Raw genomic sequence first — 14575 nt, 5'->3', positions numbered from 1 at the left:
TTGGTCTGATGGTGCCGCCGGAGCCACACACGAAAATCCGGGATGCAGCGAGGCGGCAGGTAATGGTGCGCGATTGCGGCGCGCACGATCATCAGGCGCGTGAGCGCCGATCAGACGAGGGTTCGAGGGGGATGGTCGGGGGGCTTTGCGCCGAGGCCGTCGGTCAAGAGATCATCGCTCAGCGCGAGCGAATTGTGCCGGGCGTGACGCTCGATCAACGCCATGGCGCCGGACGGTGCGGGGAGAGAGATGCTGAGCAGGCACAGCGCCACGAACGGGCACGACCCGCAATCCTTGATCCCGGCGTCGCCCGGGCAGCAGGGCATGTCGTCAGCCATGGCCTGAGCGTCATCCGACATGGTTTGCAAGTCGCCGGACATCGCCGGGGTGTCGTCCGACTTCGCCAGCACGTCGTCATGCTGAGCGGCGCCCGAAGCAGGTCCGGTAAGCACGGGGGTTGCCAGCGGTGCGAGCAAGAGCCCGGACGCGACCAGCAGCATCACCACAGCATTGGCAAACCGTTTCAGGAGCATCTGCCATTGTCGCACGTCATGGCGGAGCCCGCAAACCGGGCCGCTATCACGATTTGGCCAGGGGCGGGATATCACCGGCTTGCTCCGGGAGAGAGATCGTTAACGACGAGCAAATCGCCGGCGCTAAAAGCCTCGAGACGGCGCGATCGAGGATTTGGGTCCGCCCACGTAGCGCGTCGTTGGCGCGCCAATATCGCGCGGTGCGGACATCGCGGGTGAGATGCCCGGTTCGGCCGCAGCGAAGGAATCGCGCGTGGGACGTTGGGCGATGACGGTATGATACGACCCGGGGCCGACCTCGCTCGGCCAGTATCGCCGATCGGAAATCGTCACGCCCGCATTGGCGGTTGCCGACATCGCCACCAGCGATGCGAGCAAGGAAAATGCAAGAACGGGCTTGGTGAATCGTCTGGTCATTGTCTGCTCCATGTTCGTCGAAGCGCGCTCCGCGCGGGCTTCTGAAAACGAGTTCGGAGCCTTTCGTCATCGGGTTACATTCTCACGCCGAGGTGAAGCGAGACCGCCGCGATGGTTTGGGTCGCGGCGGTCGAGTAGCGCAGGAAAGACGAGGCGATGGAAATCAGTCCCGCCTTGCAACGAGAGCAGCCAACGCTTTCAGGCCACGATGGATGCTGATCTTGACGTTCGATTCCGACATGCCATAGCGCGTCGCGGTCTCGGACACGCTCTTGCCTTCGAGCTTTACGGCCTCGATCGCCAGCCGCATCCGCCTTGGAAGCCGGTCGAGCAATGTAGCCATGTCGCGCGTGCCCTCGATGGTAACTTGATCATCGGCGGCCATGAGCTCGGGATGTTCGTCGATCGGCACCTCGCGTGCTGACACCCCGCCTCGGCGAAGGTGGTCGATGAGCTTGTAGCGCGCGATGGCATGAAGCCAGGGTGTGAACAGGGCATCGGCATCGTAGGTGTGACGCTTGAGGTGAATGGCCAGCAGAGTTTCCTGCACCAGATCCTCCGCTTCCTCGGCGCCACGCCTGGCCATCGCCAGCTTGCGCTTGTAGTAGGCGCGCAGACGCGGAGCCAGCCTGGAGAGAAGGGTCCGGTAGGCGGCCGGGTCGCCATTCCGGCTGCGCAGCATCAAGGCCTTGAGCTCGGCTTCCTGGGATGCAGTCATGCCTTGCCGACCTCCAGGCGGAGGTGCGGGTCGCGGCCGTGACGGCACGCGACGTCAAGCGTCGTCATGATGTAATTTCCTCGATCGAATCTGATGGAGCCGTCGGGACGGCACGAGACAGCGCGCGCCGCCTTCAGCCGCGCGTCGCCGGTCAGGCGCGGATGCGCCGATCAGACGAGGATTCGAGGAGGATGGTCTGGCGGATTGGCGCCCAGTCCGTCGATCCGGAGGTCATCGCTTACGGCGGGCGCATGTCGCAGCGAATTGCGGGCGATCAGTGATGCGGCGCCGGAAGGAACTGGCGGAGAGATGCTCAGCAGGCACAACGCAAGGACAGGGCAGGACTGGCAATCCTTGCTCTGGTCCGGGCAGCACGGCATGGCCATCGCGCCGTCGTCCATCGCCACCGCGGCGGATGTGTTCTGCGCGGCGGCAGGCGCAGCCAGCGGCGCGGTGGCCAGGGAGACCATCACGAGGACCGCAAGCAGACAGCGAAGGGCGTATGCAATTTTCACGACGTGGTTCTCGCACAGGCGATCCCGCCTGGAAAGGCAAGGAACTTCACGAGATCGCCATCGTTGCGGGCTCGTGGTAAGATCGCACGCCCGAGAGGAGCCTGGAATGTCTGAAGAGACGTGCTGCTCACACGACGCGTGCTGCGAGAAGGCCGCCAAACCCCGGGTGGAGGAAGTCGCCACGTCGGGCTGCGCCGACTGCTGCTCGGCAGGCGTTCCGGTCTTCGACGGGCTTGATCCACGATACAAGCGCGTATTGTGGACCGTCATCGCCATCAACGCGGCGATGTTCGTAACCGAAATGGCGGCGGGCCATCTGGCCGGCTCGCAGGCTCTCAAGGCCGACGCTCTCGACTTCCTGGCCGATACAGTCACCTACGGCTTGAGCCTTTCGGTCATCGGCGCGAGCCTCAAGACACGGGCCACCGCCGCACTGTTCAAGGGGTTGTCGCTTAGCGCGATGGCAGCCTGGGTGTTCGGATCAACGGTCTATCAGACCCTGATCCTGGGGCTTCCCCGTGCGGAGCTGATGGGAGCGATGAGCTTGGCCGCGCTGGCGGCGAATCTGACTTCGGTTCTCTTGCTCGCGCGCTACAAGGACGGCGACGCCAACGTGCGGTCGGTATGGCTCTGCTCGCGCAACGACGCGGTCGGCAACGTCATCGTGATGATTGCTGCCGTTGGCGTGTTCGGTACCGGGACGGCATGGCCTGATCTGGCCGTTGCCGCGGCGATGGCGGGAATCTTCCTCACTTCATCGCTGCAAATCCTGCGGCAAGCGTGGGCGGAGTATCGCGGCGGCCAAGCTGCTGCGACCGCCTGAGGGGAGGCCAGTCCCGGGCGCAATTGAGACGCGGAAAGGCCCCAGCCCGGGGCTGACCGGCTGAGGCCTTTTGTGCTCACAATCTCATCCTTGGGACTTGAACGTCCAACGTGCCTATTGCTGGATCGTTCCGTTGACGGCAGCGATTATTTCGCGTGTCGCCGGGGGTCCCTACGCCTTCTCCTCCCAGATCATGGCAAGGTGCACGATCGTCTGCACCGCCTTCTCCATGTCCTGACGGCTGACCCATTCGAGCCGCGAGTGGAAGGCGTGCTCGCCGGCAAAGATGTTGGGGCAGGGCAGGCCCATGAACGACAGGCGCGAGCCGTCGGTGCCGCCGCGGATCGCGGTGCGCATCGGGCGCAGCCCGGCGCGGCGGATCGCTTCGATGGCGTATTCGAGGATGTGCGGGTGACGGTCGATCACCTGCTTCATGTTGCGGTACTGCTCCCGCACGTCGAACTTGTAGGTCGAGCGCGGATAGTCCTTCATCACGTCCTTGACGATGCCCTCGAGCAGGACCTCCTTCTCCTTCAACCCTTCCTCGGTGAAGTCGCGCACGATGAAGGCGAGCGTCGCCTGCTCCAGCGCACCGGTGATGCCGATCGGATGCAGGAAGCCCTGCTTGCCCGAGGTCGTCTCGGGCGAGCAGCCTTCCTTGGGCAGGCGCTCGACGATCGCGGCTGCGATCTTGATCGCGTGCTCCATCTTGCCCTTGGCATAGCCGGGATGGGCGCTGACGCCGTGGATGGTGATGGTGGCGCCGTCGGCCGAGAAGGTCTCGTCCTCGACACTGCCGGCACTCTCGCCGTCCATGGTGTAGCCGAAATCCGCGCCCAGCTTCTTCAGGTCGACATTGTCGACGCCGCGGCCGATTTCCTCGTCGGGCGTGAACAGGATCTTGATGGTGCCGTGCTTCACGTCGGGATTGTTGATGAAGAAATGCGCGGCATCCATGATCTCGGCGACGCCGGCCTTGTTGTCGGCGCCCAGCAGCGTGGTGCCGTCGGTGGTGATGATGTCGTTGCCGATCTGGTTCTTCAGCGCGGGGTGCTCGGCGAAGCGGATCACCTGGCTGGTATCGCCCGGCAAGGTGATGTCGCCGCCGCGATAGTTCTTCACGACCTGTGGCTTGACGTTCTTGCCGGTCAAGTCGGGCGAGGTGTCCATGTGCGAGCAGAAGCAGATCACCGGCACCTTCTTAGGTGTGTTGGCCGGGATCGTTCCATAGACGTAGCCGTAATCGTCGAGATGGGCGTCCGCGACGCCCATGGCTTTCAGCTCGGCGGCGAGCACGCGGCCGAGGTCTTTCTGCTTTTCGGTCGAAGGCGAGGCCGGGGATTCCGGATCGGACTGGGTGTCGATGGTGACGTAGCGCAGGAAGCGCTCGGTCACGGTGTGCGCGAAGGTGAGGGAGGACATTTCTGGTCAAACCGCCGGGGTCAGGGGAAGTAGGCGATATACCAGAAAGCGGGCGGCGTTGCGGCCGGAACGACGTCGGATCAGGCTTAATGAAACGTAGCGGCCATAGCGTTTTCGAGCGAAGTGGATCCCGGTTCGCATAAAGAAAACGCGTCCAAACAAGAATCTAGAGCCCCGTTCCGATGCAATCGGAACGGAAATGGCTCTAGATCGCCTCCTTGAGCTCCTTGACCGGGCGGAACGAGACCTTCTTGCTGGCCTTGATATGGATCGGCTCGCCAGTGGCGGGATTGCGACCGGTGCGGGCGGCGCGCTTGCGGACCTGGAGGATGCCGAGACCCACGATTCGGACGCGGTCGCCTTTCTTCAGGTGTCTTGCGATCAGATCGACCATGTCGGTGAGGACGGCCTCGGCATGCTTCTTCGAGAGGTCCTGGCTTTCCGCGATATCCGCGGCGAGATGTTTGAGGGTGATGGTGGCGGGAGCGGCTGCCTTCTTTGCCATGTCTGGCCTCCTCGATTGTCCAATGGCAGGGAATCCCTGGAAAAGTCGAGAAGCGTGAGGGGATTCTCTAAGTCCTGGCAGGCCTAGACGATTCGGGCGCAGGCTGACTACGCCGCGGTTCCATCTGGACGCAGGTCATCGACCGCCGCCGCAATGGGCGTCGAAGAGTTCGGGCTAAGGCTATGAAGGGATTGCCAAAATGGCGCGAGAGACGGGGCTCGAACCCGCGACCTCCGGCGTGACAGGCCGGCGCTCTAACCAACTGAGCTACTCCCGCGTGCTGCGTAAACGCTCGCGGAACGAGGGGGGACTTAAAGGGGGGACATGTTGAAGTCAAGGACGTTGCGCTTCGCCAGGGCGTCTCGGCTAAGTATTGCTCAGGAAAACGAAAAGGCCGCCCGGAGGCGGCCATCGATCTGCCCGGAACAGGGCCCGTCAGCGAATCTCGGACGTGCCCGCGCTGGTGACCACCACCGGCTTGCCGGCCTTGATCACATGGGTCGACTGGGCGGTCTGGCTGTAATCGGCATTGGTGCGGGCCGCGATCCCGAAGCCGGCCACCGCAATGCCGGCCACCAGCGCCACCACCACGATCTTCAGGTGGGTCGCACGATCAGCAGAGTGAATGGAGTGGTTCATCTGAGCCTCCCGACGGGCTTTGCCGCCGTCTATGGCTCTTCTTCTAAGGACCGACTGTTTCCGGATGGTTTCGCGGGTTCCGCAAAATGGTTTCATTAATGCGCCCGGTTGGTTTCGCCGGGCTTGCGGCGCGGCGCCGCCCTCAGGCGGCCGCCCGGCCGATATCGTCCCGGATCGACCGCGCGGCCCAGACGAACAGCAGGGCGCCCAGCGTGGTCGTGACCGCCGCCGAGAGCAGCGAGTAGCGCACGGCATCAGTGCCAAAACTGCCCTTCAGGGCGTCGTTGACCATGCCCACCGCGAGCGGGCCGACGCCCTGGCCGAAGCAGGTGGCGGTCAGCGCGATCAGGGCGGAGGCCAGCGCCCGCATGCTGGGCTTTGCCACGGTCTGCGCGATCGCGAAGATCGGCCCGAGATGGAAGCCGACCAGGAACGAGGTCAGCGCGAGCATCGCGACCATCATCGCGAAATCCTGCGTCAGCATGCACAGCGCGAACACCGGGCCGGCGAGGCCAGAGGTGATCGCGGGCGCCCACAGCTTCCACCGGTCGTCGCGGCGGCTCACTTGCGCCACCACGAAGCCGCCGAGCAGGGTGCCGGCCATGCCGGCCAGCCCCTTGAAGGTGCCGGCATAGGTGCCGATCTCGGCGCTCGACAGATGGTGCACGCGCGCGAGGAACGGCGGGATCCAGGCCGCGGTGGCGTAGTTCGTGTAGGTCGTGAGGCAGAAGCCGATCAGCACGATGATGAAGCTCCGCTGCGAGGCCAGGAAGCGCAGCGTCGGCCCGAGCGGCTCGGGCACGAAGCTCTCCTGCATCGCGCCGCGCTTCGGCTCGGAGATCGTCAGCCACAGCACCAGGGCAAGCAGGATGCCGGGCAGGCCGGCGACATAGAACGCCATCCGCCAGCCATAGTGCTGATTGACGTAGCCGCCGACGAAATAGCCGAGGAAGACGCCGAGATAGGTGCCGATGGCGTAGATGCCGAGCGCGCGCGGGCGCTCGTTCTTGGCAAAGAGGTCGGCGACGATCGACTGCGAGGCTGGCGAGCCCGCGGATTCGCCGATGCCGACGCCGATTCTGGCCAGCGCCAGCGAGGTCACGCTCGAGGCCATGCCGCACAGCGCCGTCATCGCGCTCCAGAACGCCAGGGCCACGGCCACGATGTTGCGCCGGTTGAGCCGGTCGGCGACGCGCGCGATGGGGATGCCGAGCAGCGAATAGAACAGCGCGAAGCCGAAGCCCGCGAGCAGGCCCATCATGGTGTCGCTGAGCTGAAACTCCTTCTTGATCGGCTCGATCAGGACGTTGAAGATGGTGCGGTCGAGGAAATTCAGCGCGTAGATGATGGTGAGCAGGCCCAGCACGTAATAGCGCCGCGCCGACGGCGTTGCCGCAGCAGTCGTTTGCACCGACATTTGTGACGTCACATCGACCATCGCTTCCCCCAATTAGTCTTTGTTATCGTTGTCGGTCCAGCCCTGATTGGAGCTGGCTGCTTCACGCGTCGCGGATGTAATTCCCCGCTTCGAATTCGACCGGCGCTGCGCTTGCGTCGAACGAGACGCCGATCGGGTCGCGGTCTGCGGCCATCGCCTCGAGCTGGTCGCCCAGCATGCGCCGGATCATCAGGATGCCGCGGTCGCTCTGGCCGAAATGCTCCTCGGAATGAATGGTCGTCGGGCCCTGGCCGACCTGGGCCTCGTAATCGCCCGGGAATTGCTGGTGCTCTTCCTCGGTCATGTCCCACCAGAATTTTCCGTTGAACTTGGAGCGCATGCGGCCGATGTCGCCGGCATTCTTGACGCGGCCGGCGACGTAGATGCGGAACGAGGTGTCGTCGATCGGCAGCGTCCAGCCGATCGACTCGACACGGGCGAATTGCGCCACACGCGGGTTCGGCACCACGCGCAAGGTCGGCAGGGCGGCTTCGGTGACGCGGTAGAATACCTTGCCGTCGTCCTGCCTGCGGATCGAGCGCACGGCGATCCCGCGCGGCGTCCTGTCGAACGTCACCTCCGGCATCGAGGCCATCATGTTGGTGAATTGCGGCCCCGAGAACGAGCCGTGCAGCACCGGCACGTGATAGGGATCGACCACGTTCTCGAAATGCTGGAGCCAGTTGCAGGGGATGATCGCAGGGCCGCCGCCGCCGATCGAGGAATCGTCGGCTTCGACGAACTCGCCGTCGTCCATGGTCTCCAGGCATTGGTAAGCCGGCAGGACGGGGCGTTTCTCGGCCGGCCCCATATAGGCGAAGATCAACCCGTAGCGCTCTTCGACCGGATACCAGGGCTGGCGCACCTTGTCCTTGAACTGGCCGCCGTCGGGCTCGCAGGGCTGCTCCAGGCAGTGACCCTCGGTGTCGAACTTCCAGCCGTGATAGCAGCAGCGGATGCCATCCTCCTCGACCTTGCCGTAATAGAGCGTGGTGCCGCGGTGGCRGCAGCGGGCGTGCAAAAGGCCAACGCGGCCGTGCTTGTCGCGGAACAGGATGAGATCCTCGCCGAGCGCGCGCACTTTCTTCGGTGTGTCGGTGGCGTCACCGGCGAGGCCGACCGGATGCCAGTAGCGGCGGAGCAGCTCGCCCATCGGTGTGCCGCGCACGACCGAGGTGAGCTCGGTGCGCGTATGTGCCGGCTTCATCGCATAGGCCGTACCGAGATCGCGATCCCGCTGAGTGATGCTCATGCTGGTCCTCCCGCCGCCAGGCCTCGTGGGCCGGGTCGTTCTTGATGATTGGATCCAGTCAAATGCCGATCGATGACAATGTCAACGACTTTCCAAGTGCCTCTTAATCGCATTTCGATGCGGCTGGGGGAGGTTGCGCTACCAACACTTGGCACGCCTCGGCTTTCTTGGCAGAGGTGGATCATGAGCCAGACATCGAGCAGGGACGGGCGCGCGTCGTCCGATGCGGACGAAAGTCACTCGCCGGCGCCGATCACCGAGATGCTGTCGTCGCGGTTGATGGTGCTGGCCAATCTGCTCAAGCGCGGCGCGATCCTGCGCTACAAGCGTCTTGCCGGGTTGTCCTCGGTCGAGTTCGGTCTCGTCGCCTCGCTCGGCCGGCGGCCGCCGATGAGCGTGGCGCGGCTCGCCGAAGCGGTCGGCCAGGACAAGGGCCAGATCAGCCGCGCGCTTGCGGAACTCGTGTCGCGCAAGCTGATCGCGAAATCGGCGAACCCAAAAGACAGCCGCGAGGTGCTGGTCTCGCTGACGCCTGCGGGCCTTGCCGCCCATGATGCGATCGTTGCCGGCGCGCAGGAGCGCAATCGGCGTCTGCTGGAACATTTGAGCCAGGAAGAATTCGAAACATTGCTCGCGCAGATCGAGCAGCTCACGGCGACCGCCGCCGAGATGCTCGAAGCAGAGAAAATTCCGCGCTGATCTCTCAGCAATGTTCTGAAATGTTGGATCGCTTCTAAGAGTCTCTCTAAGAAGTTTTCAATTAGCGAAATCGCGTTCCCTCACGTAAGCGTCAGCGCTGCGCAGGCCGTCACGGGACTGACGGCGTGACGCAATAAATACGCAGTTTTGGGGTGCGCGTTGAACAGTCTTGGAATGCTGCGGTCGGCCGTGTTGGCGACCGCATCCGCTTGGGTCTTGATGCCGCAAGCGTCGTTCGCACAATCTTCGCCGCAATCCGGCGCGACGAACCTGCCGCCGGTGACGGTCGCCGCGCCGGAACAACGCCGCCGCGCAGCCACGACCGCGCCGCGCCGTGCGCAGCGCTCGGCACAGAGCGCCAACAGCCAGAAGCCGCAGCCGCAGCGCAACGTCGGCTTCGTCGAGACGCCGCGCGGCCCGGTGCACGGCTACGTCGCCAATCGCAGCTCGTCGGGCACCAAGACCAACACGCCGATCATGGAGACGCCGCAGTCGGTGTCGGTGATCGGCGCCGAGCAGATCCGCGACCAGAAGCCCAACAAGCTCGACGAGGTTCTGCGCTACGCCGCCGGCGTGCGCGCCGGCACCTTCGGCGTAGACACGCGCAACGACTGGTGGCTGATCCGCGGCTTCAAGTCCGACGACATCGGACTGTTCCTCGACGGCATGCAGCTGTTCTACACGTCCTATGCGAGTTGGAAGCTCCAGCCATTCAACATGGAGCGCGTCGAGGTGCTGCGCGGTCCATCCGCGGTGCTCTACGGCGGATCGAGCCCGAGCGGCATCGTCAACGTCATCAGCAAGCTGCCGCCGGCCGAGCCGATCCGCTACATCGAGACCGGCGTCAACAATTTCGGCAACGCCTATGTCGGCTTCGATGTCGGTGGTCCAGTCGCGACACAGCCCGAAAACGGCAAGCTGTTCTACCGCGTCGTCGGCCAGGTCCAGAACGGCCCCACCCAGGTCAACTTCACGCCCGACAACAACTACTTCATCGCGCCGTCGGTGACCTGGAAGCCGGATGCCGACACGACGTTCACGGTGCTGGCCTCTGCTTCCCGGCAGGAAACCCGCGGCATCAACTTCCTGCCCTATCAGGGCACGGTGACCAACGCTCCGTTCGGCAAGATCCCGACCAGCTTTTTCACCGGCGATCCCAGCGTCGACAAGTTCACGCGCGAGCAAGAGATGCTCGGTTACCAGTTCGAGCGAAATCTCACCGACGATTTGACGTTCCGGCAGAATGCGCGCTTCGCCCATGTCGACGTGACCTATCGCGGTTACGTCGGCAACAATTGGGGCGACGTCAACACCGCCACTCTCAATCGCTACAATTGGTATGCGAAGAACACCGCCAATCAGGCCGATCTCGACAACCAGCTGGAGTACCGCTTCGACACTGGTCCGGTGAAGCACACGATGCTGTTCGGGGTGGATCTGAAGGGCTATCAGATCGACGACTACGAGCTTTTCGGCTTCGGCGTCCCCTCGATCAACGTCCTGAATCCGGTGTACGGTCTAAACGACATTCCGTTCGGCGGCGATCCGTTCCGAAACTTTCTCATTACGCAGAAGCAGGCCGGCACCTATCTCCAGGATCAGATGAAGCTCGGCAACTTCACGCTGGTGCTGAGCGGCCGCAACGATTGGGTCGAGACCACCCAGGAGAACCGCTCCACCGGAGCCACGGTCGGCAGCCGCGACGACAGCAAGTTCAGCGGGCGCGCCGGGCTGATCTACAATTTCGACAACGGCATCGCGCCCTACGTCTCCTATTCGACGAGCTACAATCCGATCATCGGCCTGAACGCCCAGAACCAACTGTTTCTGCCGGAGACCGGCAAGCAGGCCGAAATCGGTGTGAAGGTCGCGCCAAAGGGGTTCGACGGCTATTTCACCGTTTCGGCCTTCGACTTGGTTCGTCAAAATGTGGCGACGACGGCGCCGGGCATAGTCCCGGTACTGCAGAACCAGACCGGCGAGGTGACCTCGCGCGGCATCGAGCTCGAAGCGGTGGCCAACGCCACCAAGGAGCTGAAACTGATCGGTTCCTTCACCGCCTATCATCTCTTCACCAGCAAGGACCTCGATCCGGCGCTGGTCGGCAAGACGCCGACCAACACGCCTGAGCTGCTGGTCTCGGGCTGGGCGGACTACACGTTCAAGGACGGGCCGCTCGAAGGATTTGGGTTCGGCGGCGGCGTGCGCTACGTCGGCTCGTCCTGGGCGGACGCTGCGAACACGCTCGAAGTTCCCGCGGTCGTGCTCGGCGATCTCGTGCTCCACTACGAATGGCAGAACTGGCGCACGGCAATCAACGTGATCAACCTGACCGACAAGATCTACGTCGCGAGCTGCGCGGCGGCCTCGTCCTGCTTCTACGGCGATCGCCGGCGCGTCACCGCCAGCGTCTCCTACAAATGGTGAGGCAAATGATGAGGAGAGGCGAGGGAGGACAAGCGTGAAGGCGCGCACGGTCAGGCTCTGGTCGGTGGTCCACACCTGGACCAGCCTGATCTCGACCGTCTTCCTGCTTTTGCTCTGCCTGACCGGCCTGCCGCTGGTCTTCCATCACGAGATCGATGAGCTCCTGGGCTATGCCCCCCAGCCCGAAGCTCATGCGAGCGCGGCGCGCGCGACGCCTCAGCAAGTCGCCAACGCCGCGCTCGCCGCCGATCCCGACGAGCCCGGGATCGTGACGGCCTTCACCAACAGTGCTGTCGACGGGTTCCCGGACAACGCGACCGTCCGCGCCTTCGACGCCGTCTCGGCCAAGCTGCTCGGGCCGGTCGGTGTCGGGCCGATGCTGATCGTGCTCAAGCTGCACACCGACATGTTCGCCGGCCAGGCCGGAAAGCTGTTTCTTGGCGGGATGGGACTGCTGTTCGCCGTCGCAATCGTCTCCGGCGTCGTGCTGTACTGGCCGTTCACCCGCCGCCTGCGCTTTGCCACCATTCGCGATCACGCCTCGCGCCGCGTGATCTGGCTCGACTGGCACAATCTGATCGGCGTGGTGACGGTGGCCTGGGCGCTGGTGGTCGGGCTCACCGGCGTCGTCAACACCTGGGCCGAACTGATGCTCAACCGGTGGAAGGCGACCGAGCTCGCCAGCATGGTCGCGCCCTATGCCGGCAAGCCGCCGCCGTCGCAGCTCGCCTCGCTCGACGGCGTCGTTGCGCGCGCCAAGACGGCGGCGCCCGGCATGGAGATCGCCTTCATCGCGTTTCCGGGCACGCCGTTCACGTCCTCGCACCACTTCGCCGCCTTCATGCGCGGCGATACGGCCCTGACGTCGCGGCTCTTGAAGCCGGTGCTGCTCGACGGCGAGACCGGGGAGGTCGCCGACAGCCGGGCGCTTCCGGTCTATCTCCAGGCGCTGCTGATCTCGCAGCCGCTGCATTTCGGCGACTACGGCGGCATGCCGCTGAAGCTGATCTGGGCCGCACTCGACGTGCTCACGATGGTCGTGATCGGCAGCGGCCTCTATCTCTGGCTGGTGCGGCGGCGGAAGCGGATGCCCGCCCGTCATGACGCATTCGCCAGACGAGCCCCGGTCCCGTCGTGATGCATGGCTCCCGGGACAGCTCGCGCCTGTGGATACGTGTCTTTGCTGCACCTATCCTGCTCGCGGCTGTGACCGTCACCGGTCTCATGGCCGCACTGCTCTGGGGGCCGGTCGGCCAATATGTCGCCTGGGTGACGGTGGGGGCTCCCGTGCTGGTGATCGCCGGGGTCTGGGTGCGCCGCCGCACCAAAAAAACGCAGCAATTTGGCCGGACGCTCCACGGCAAGTAGTTGCCGGGACCTGTGCGCGGCAATCTCAGAGCGGCTGCCGTGCAAAACTGCGGCCACTCTTGCTGGGTTTGGCGATCTGCTCCATACCAGCGCGGGGTGATTCCGGGATTTCCGCCGTTCGGGGAGCGGTAAAGGGCCTAAAAAGAGCGTGTCTTGCGCCCATTGGTGCACTGCGCTAAGGCTCAGAATAATTCCAAATCGGACGAATCCGTGGCTGTCCCGAGGCTGCGGGAAAAAGGGCTCGTCAATGAGCGGCATTCTACAGAACTATCTTCCACTCGTCGTCTTTATAGGGGTAGCGGGCCTCATCGGCCTGGTGCTGCTGATCGCGCCCTTCATCGTCGCGTTCCAGCAACCCGACCCGGAAAAACTCTCGGCGTATGAGTGCGGCTTCAACGCCTTCGACGACGCCCGCATGAAGTTCGACGTCCGCTTCTACCTGGTCGCCATCCTCTTCATCATCTTCGACCTCGAGGTGGCGTTCCTGTTTCCCTGGGCGGTGGCGTTCGGCAAGCTTGGCGCGACCGGCTTCTGGTCCATGGTGGTGTTCCTCGCCGTGCTGACGGTCGGGTTCGCCTATGAATGGAAGAAAGGGGCACTGGAATGGGATTGAACCCTGCACCGTCCGCCGGTCCGGTCATCACGCCGGCCCCCAAGGGCATCCTGGATCCGTCGACCGGCAAGCCGGTCGGGGCCAATGATCCGTTCTTCCTCGAGGTCAATTCGGAGCTGTCCGACAAGGGCTTCTTCGTCGCGGCGACCGACGACCTCATCACCTGGGCGCGCACCGGCTCGCTGATGTGGATGACCTTCGGTCTCGCCTGCTGCGCGGTCGAGATGATGCAGGTGTCGATGCCGCGCTACGACGTCGAGCGTTTCGGCTTCGCGCCGCGGGCCTCGCCGCGCCAGTCCGACGTGATGATCGTGGCGGGAACGCTCACCAACAAGATGGCGCCGGCGCTGCGCAAGGTCTACGACCAGATGCCCGAGCCGCGCTACGTCATCTCGATGGGCTCCTGCGCCAACGGCGGCGGCTACTATCACTATTCCTACTCGGTCGTGCGTGGCTGCGACCGTATCGTGCCGATCGATATCTACGTGCCGGGCTGCCCGCCCACCGCGGAAGCGCTGCTCTACGGCGTGCTGCTGCTTCAGAAGAAGATCCGGCGCACCGGCACCATCGAACGCTAAGGTTTTACGTCATGGACGATGGCAAGCTCGACGCCCTTGGGCAAACGATCGTTGGCGCGCTTCCGGGCGCCGCCACCGGTCATTCGGTCGCCTTCAATCAGCTCACGGTGGATGTCGAGGCCGCCAGGATCGTCGAGGTCGTCAAGTACCTTCGCGACGATCCGAATTGCCGCTTCATCAACTTCACCGACATCACGGCAGTCGATTATCCGGACCGCGAGAAGCGTTTCGACGTGATCTATCACTTCCTGTCGCCGACGCTGAACGCGCGAATCCGGCTCAGGGCCCAGGCCGACGAGACCACGCAGGTGCCGTCGCTGATCGAGGTGTTTCCCGGCGCCGACTGGTTCGAGCGCGAGGCCTACGATCTCTACGGCGTCTTCTTCGTCGGTCATCCCGACATGCGCCGCATCCTCACCGATTACGGTTTCGAGGGGCATCCGCTGCGCAAGGATTTCCCGACCACCGGTTTCGTCGAGGTCCGCTACGACGACCAGGAGAAGCGGGTGGTGTACGAGCCGGTGCGGCTCAACCAGGAATTCCGCAAGTTCGACTTTTTGTCGCCGTGGGAGGGAGCCGACTATCCGGTCCTTCCGGGTGATGAAAAAGCAGGGCCGAAGGTCTGATC

Annotated in this window: 17 protein-coding genes and 1 tRNA gene; 8 read left to right on the top strand and 10 right to left on the bottom strand. The window is 64.1% G+C overall.

Features of this window, described 5'->3' with window-relative positions; genetic code table 11:
* Positions 1–110: 110 nt before the first annotated feature.
* The 4 genes from ACXJMY_RS15260 to ACXJMY_RS15245 all read right to left on the bottom strand — a co-directional run bounded on the left by ACXJMY_RS15260 (position 111) and on the right by ACXJMY_RS15245 (position 2138).
* A complete protein-coding gene (locus ACXJMY_RS15260) occupies positions 111–533 on the bottom strand; it encodes a hypothetical protein (protein ID WP_456620163.1) in 423 nt (140 codons plus the stop codon).
* 123 nt (positions 534–656) lie between these two features.
* Positions 657–962, bottom strand: coding sequence for a hypothetical protein (locus ACXJMY_RS15255; RefSeq protein WP_456620162.1), 306 nt, complete (start codon positions 960–962; stop codon positions 657–659).
* A gap of 151 nt (positions 963–1113) precedes the next feature.
* Entirely contained in the window at positions 1114–1668 is a 555-nt protein-coding gene (locus ACXJMY_RS15250) for a sigma-70 family RNA polymerase sigma factor (protein WP_456620161.1), read from the bottom strand.
* 170 nt (positions 1669–1838) lie between these two features.
* Positions 1839–2138, bottom strand: coding sequence for a hypothetical protein (locus ACXJMY_RS15245; RefSeq protein WP_456620160.1), 300 nt, complete (start codon positions 2136–2138; stop codon positions 1839–1841).
* A 151-nt stretch (positions 2139–2289) separates the two neighbouring features.
* Here ACXJMY_RS15245 and ACXJMY_RS15240 point away from each other — a divergent pair, with 151 nt between their 5' ends.
* Positions 2290–3006, top strand: coding sequence for a cation transporter (locus ACXJMY_RS15240; RefSeq protein ID WP_456620159.1), 717 nt, complete (start codon positions 2290–2292; stop codon positions 3004–3006).
* A 171-nt stretch (positions 3007–3177) separates the two neighbouring features.
* Here ACXJMY_RS15240 and pepT read toward each other — a convergent pair whose 3' ends face one another.
* The 6 genes from pepT to ACXJMY_RS15210 all read right to left on the bottom strand — a co-directional run bounded on the left by pepT (position 3178) and on the right by ACXJMY_RS15210 (position 8262).
* Positions 3178–4428 carry a peptidase T gene (gene pepT, locus ACXJMY_RS15235; RefSeq protein ID WP_456620158.1) on the bottom strand — a complete coding sequence of 417 codons (1251 nt, stop codon included), beginning with the start codon at positions 4426–4428 and terminating at the stop codon, positions 3178–3180.
* A 205-nt stretch (positions 4429–4633) separates the two neighbouring features.
* On the bottom strand, positions 4634–4933 hold the full coding sequence (locus tag ACXJMY_RS15230) for an HU family DNA-binding protein (protein WP_456620157.1): 300 nt from the start codon (positions 4931–4933) through the stop codon (positions 4634–4636).
* Between the two features lie 200 nt (positions 4934–5133).
* Positions 5134–5210, bottom strand: a tRNA-Asp gene (locus tag ACXJMY_RS15225).
* Positions 5211–5368: 158 nt separating this feature from the next.
* Complete coding sequence (locus tag ACXJMY_RS15220) at positions 5369–5572, bottom strand: hypothetical protein (RefSeq protein ID WP_015685754.1); 204 nt, start codon at positions 5570–5572, stop codon at positions 5369–5371.
* 142 nt (positions 5573–5714) lie between these two features.
* Positions 5715–7010, bottom strand: a complete 1296-nt coding sequence (locus tag ACXJMY_RS15215) for a spinster family MFS transporter (RefSeq protein WP_456620156.1) — start codon at positions 7008–7010, stop codon at positions 5715–5717.
* A 61-nt stretch (positions 7011–7071) separates the two neighbouring features.
* Positions 7072–8262: a Rieske 2Fe-2S domain-containing protein gene (locus ACXJMY_RS15210; protein ID WP_456620155.1), complete on the bottom strand. Its 1191-nt coding sequence runs from the start codon at positions 8260–8262 to the stop codon at positions 7072–7074.
* A gap of 183 nt (positions 8263–8445) precedes the next feature.
* Here ACXJMY_RS15210 and ACXJMY_RS15205 point away from each other — a divergent pair, with 183 nt between their 5' ends.
* The 7 genes from ACXJMY_RS15205 (at position 8446) to ACXJMY_RS15175 (ending at position 14573) form a co-directional block, all read left to right on the top strand.
* Positions 8446–8961 (top strand): MarR family winged helix-turn-helix transcriptional regulator, encoded by a 516-nt coding sequence (locus ACXJMY_RS15205; protein ID WP_456620154.1) that lies wholly within the window; start codon positions 8446–8448, stop codon positions 8959–8961.
* A gap of 174 nt (positions 8962–9135) precedes the next feature.
* Positions 9136–11388 (top strand): TonB-dependent siderophore receptor, encoded by a 2253-nt coding sequence (locus tag ACXJMY_RS15200; RefSeq protein WP_456620228.1) that lies wholly within the window; start codon positions 9136–9138, stop codon positions 11386–11388.
* A gap of 34 nt (positions 11389–11422) precedes the next feature.
* Positions 11423–12526, top strand: coding sequence for a PepSY-associated TM helix domain-containing protein (locus ACXJMY_RS15195; RefSeq protein WP_456620153.1), 1104 nt, complete (start codon positions 11423–11425; stop codon positions 12524–12526).
* Positions 12526–12756, top strand: coding sequence for a hypothetical protein (locus ACXJMY_RS15190; protein WP_456620152.1), 231 nt, complete (start codon positions 12526–12528; stop codon positions 12754–12756). The genes ACXJMY_RS15195 and ACXJMY_RS15190 overlap by 1 nt, the downstream gene beginning before the upstream one ends.
* A gap of 247 nt (positions 12757–13003) precedes the next feature.
* Entirely contained in the window at positions 13004–13369 is a 366-nt protein-coding gene (locus ACXJMY_RS15185; protein ID WP_008136158.1) for an NADH-quinone oxidoreductase subunit A, read from the top strand.
* Positions 13366–13947, top strand: a complete 582-nt coding sequence (locus ACXJMY_RS15180) for a NuoB/complex I 20 kDa subunit family protein (protein ID WP_456620151.1) — start codon at positions 13366–13368, stop codon at positions 13945–13947. Before ACXJMY_RS15185 ends, ACXJMY_RS15180 begins: the two co-directional genes overlap by 4 nt.
* A gap of 11 nt (positions 13948–13958) precedes the next feature.
* Complete coding sequence (locus tag ACXJMY_RS15175) at positions 13959–14573, top strand: NADH-quinone oxidoreductase subunit C (RefSeq protein WP_456620150.1); 615 nt, start codon at positions 13959–13961, stop codon at positions 14571–14573.
* Positions 14574–14575: the final 2 nt, after the last annotated feature.

Source organism: Bradyrhizobium sp. P5_C12 (assembly GCF_054049735.1).
Note: the sequence above shows the minus strand (reverse complement) of the source record. Positions and strands in the feature narration are given on the sequence as shown.

Excerpts from the sequence above, each read along its gene's own strand:
- ACXJMY_RS15200 (WP_456620228.1), top strand. The coding sequence starts at position 9,136 with ATGCTGCGGTCGGCCGTGTTGGCGACCGCATCCGCTTGGGTCTTGATG.
- ACXJMY_RS15250 (WP_456620161.1), bottom strand. The coding sequence starts at position 1,668 with ATGACTGCATCCCAGGAAGCCGAGCTCAAGGCCTTGATGCTGCGCAGC.
- ACXJMY_RS15255 (WP_456620162.1), bottom strand. The coding sequence starts at position 962 with ATGGAGCAGACAATGACCAGACGATTCACCAAGCCCGTTCTTGCATTT.
- ACXJMY_RS15190 (WP_456620152.1), top strand. The coding sequence starts at position 12,526 with ATGCATGGCTCCCGGGACAGCTCGCGCCTGTGGATACGTGTCTTTGCT.
- ACXJMY_RS15245 (WP_456620160.1), bottom strand. The coding sequence starts at position 2,138 with ATGGTCTCCCTGGCCACCGCGCCGCTGGCTGCGCCTGCCGCCGCGCAG.
- ACXJMY_RS15185 (WP_008136158.1), top strand. The coding sequence starts at position 13,004 with ATGAGCGGCATTCTACAGAACTATCTTCCACTCGTCGTCTTTATAGGG.
- ACXJMY_RS15230 (WP_456620157.1), bottom strand. The coding sequence starts at position 4,933 with ATGGCAAAGAAGGCAGCCGCTCCCGCCACCATCACCCTCAAACATCTC.
- ACXJMY_RS15175 (WP_456620150.1), top strand. The coding sequence starts at position 13,959 with ATGGACGATGGCAAGCTCGACGCCCTTGGGCAAACGATCGTTGGCGCG.
- pepT (WP_456620158.1), bottom strand. The coding sequence starts at position 4,428 with ATGTCCTCCCTCACCTTCGCGCACACCGTGACCGAGCGCTTCCTGCGC.
- ACXJMY_RS15260 (WP_456620163.1), bottom strand. The coding sequence starts at position 533 with ATGCTCCTGAAACGGTTTGCCAATGCTGTGGTGATGCTGCTGGTCGCG.
- ACXJMY_RS15215 (WP_456620156.1), bottom strand. The coding sequence starts at position 7,010 with ATGGTCGATGTGACGTCACAAATGTCGGTGCAAACGACTGCTGCGGCA.
- ACXJMY_RS15220 (WP_015685754.1), bottom strand. The coding sequence starts at position 5,572 with ATGAACCACTCCATTCACTCTGCTGATCGTGCGACCCACCTGAAGATC.
- ACXJMY_RS15240 (WP_456620159.1), top strand. The coding sequence starts at position 2,290 with ATGTCTGAAGAGACGTGCTGCTCACACGACGCGTGCTGCGAGAAGGCC.
- ACXJMY_RS15205 (WP_456620154.1), top strand. The coding sequence starts at position 8,446 with ATGAGCCAGACATCGAGCAGGGACGGGCGCGCGTCGTCCGATGCGGAC.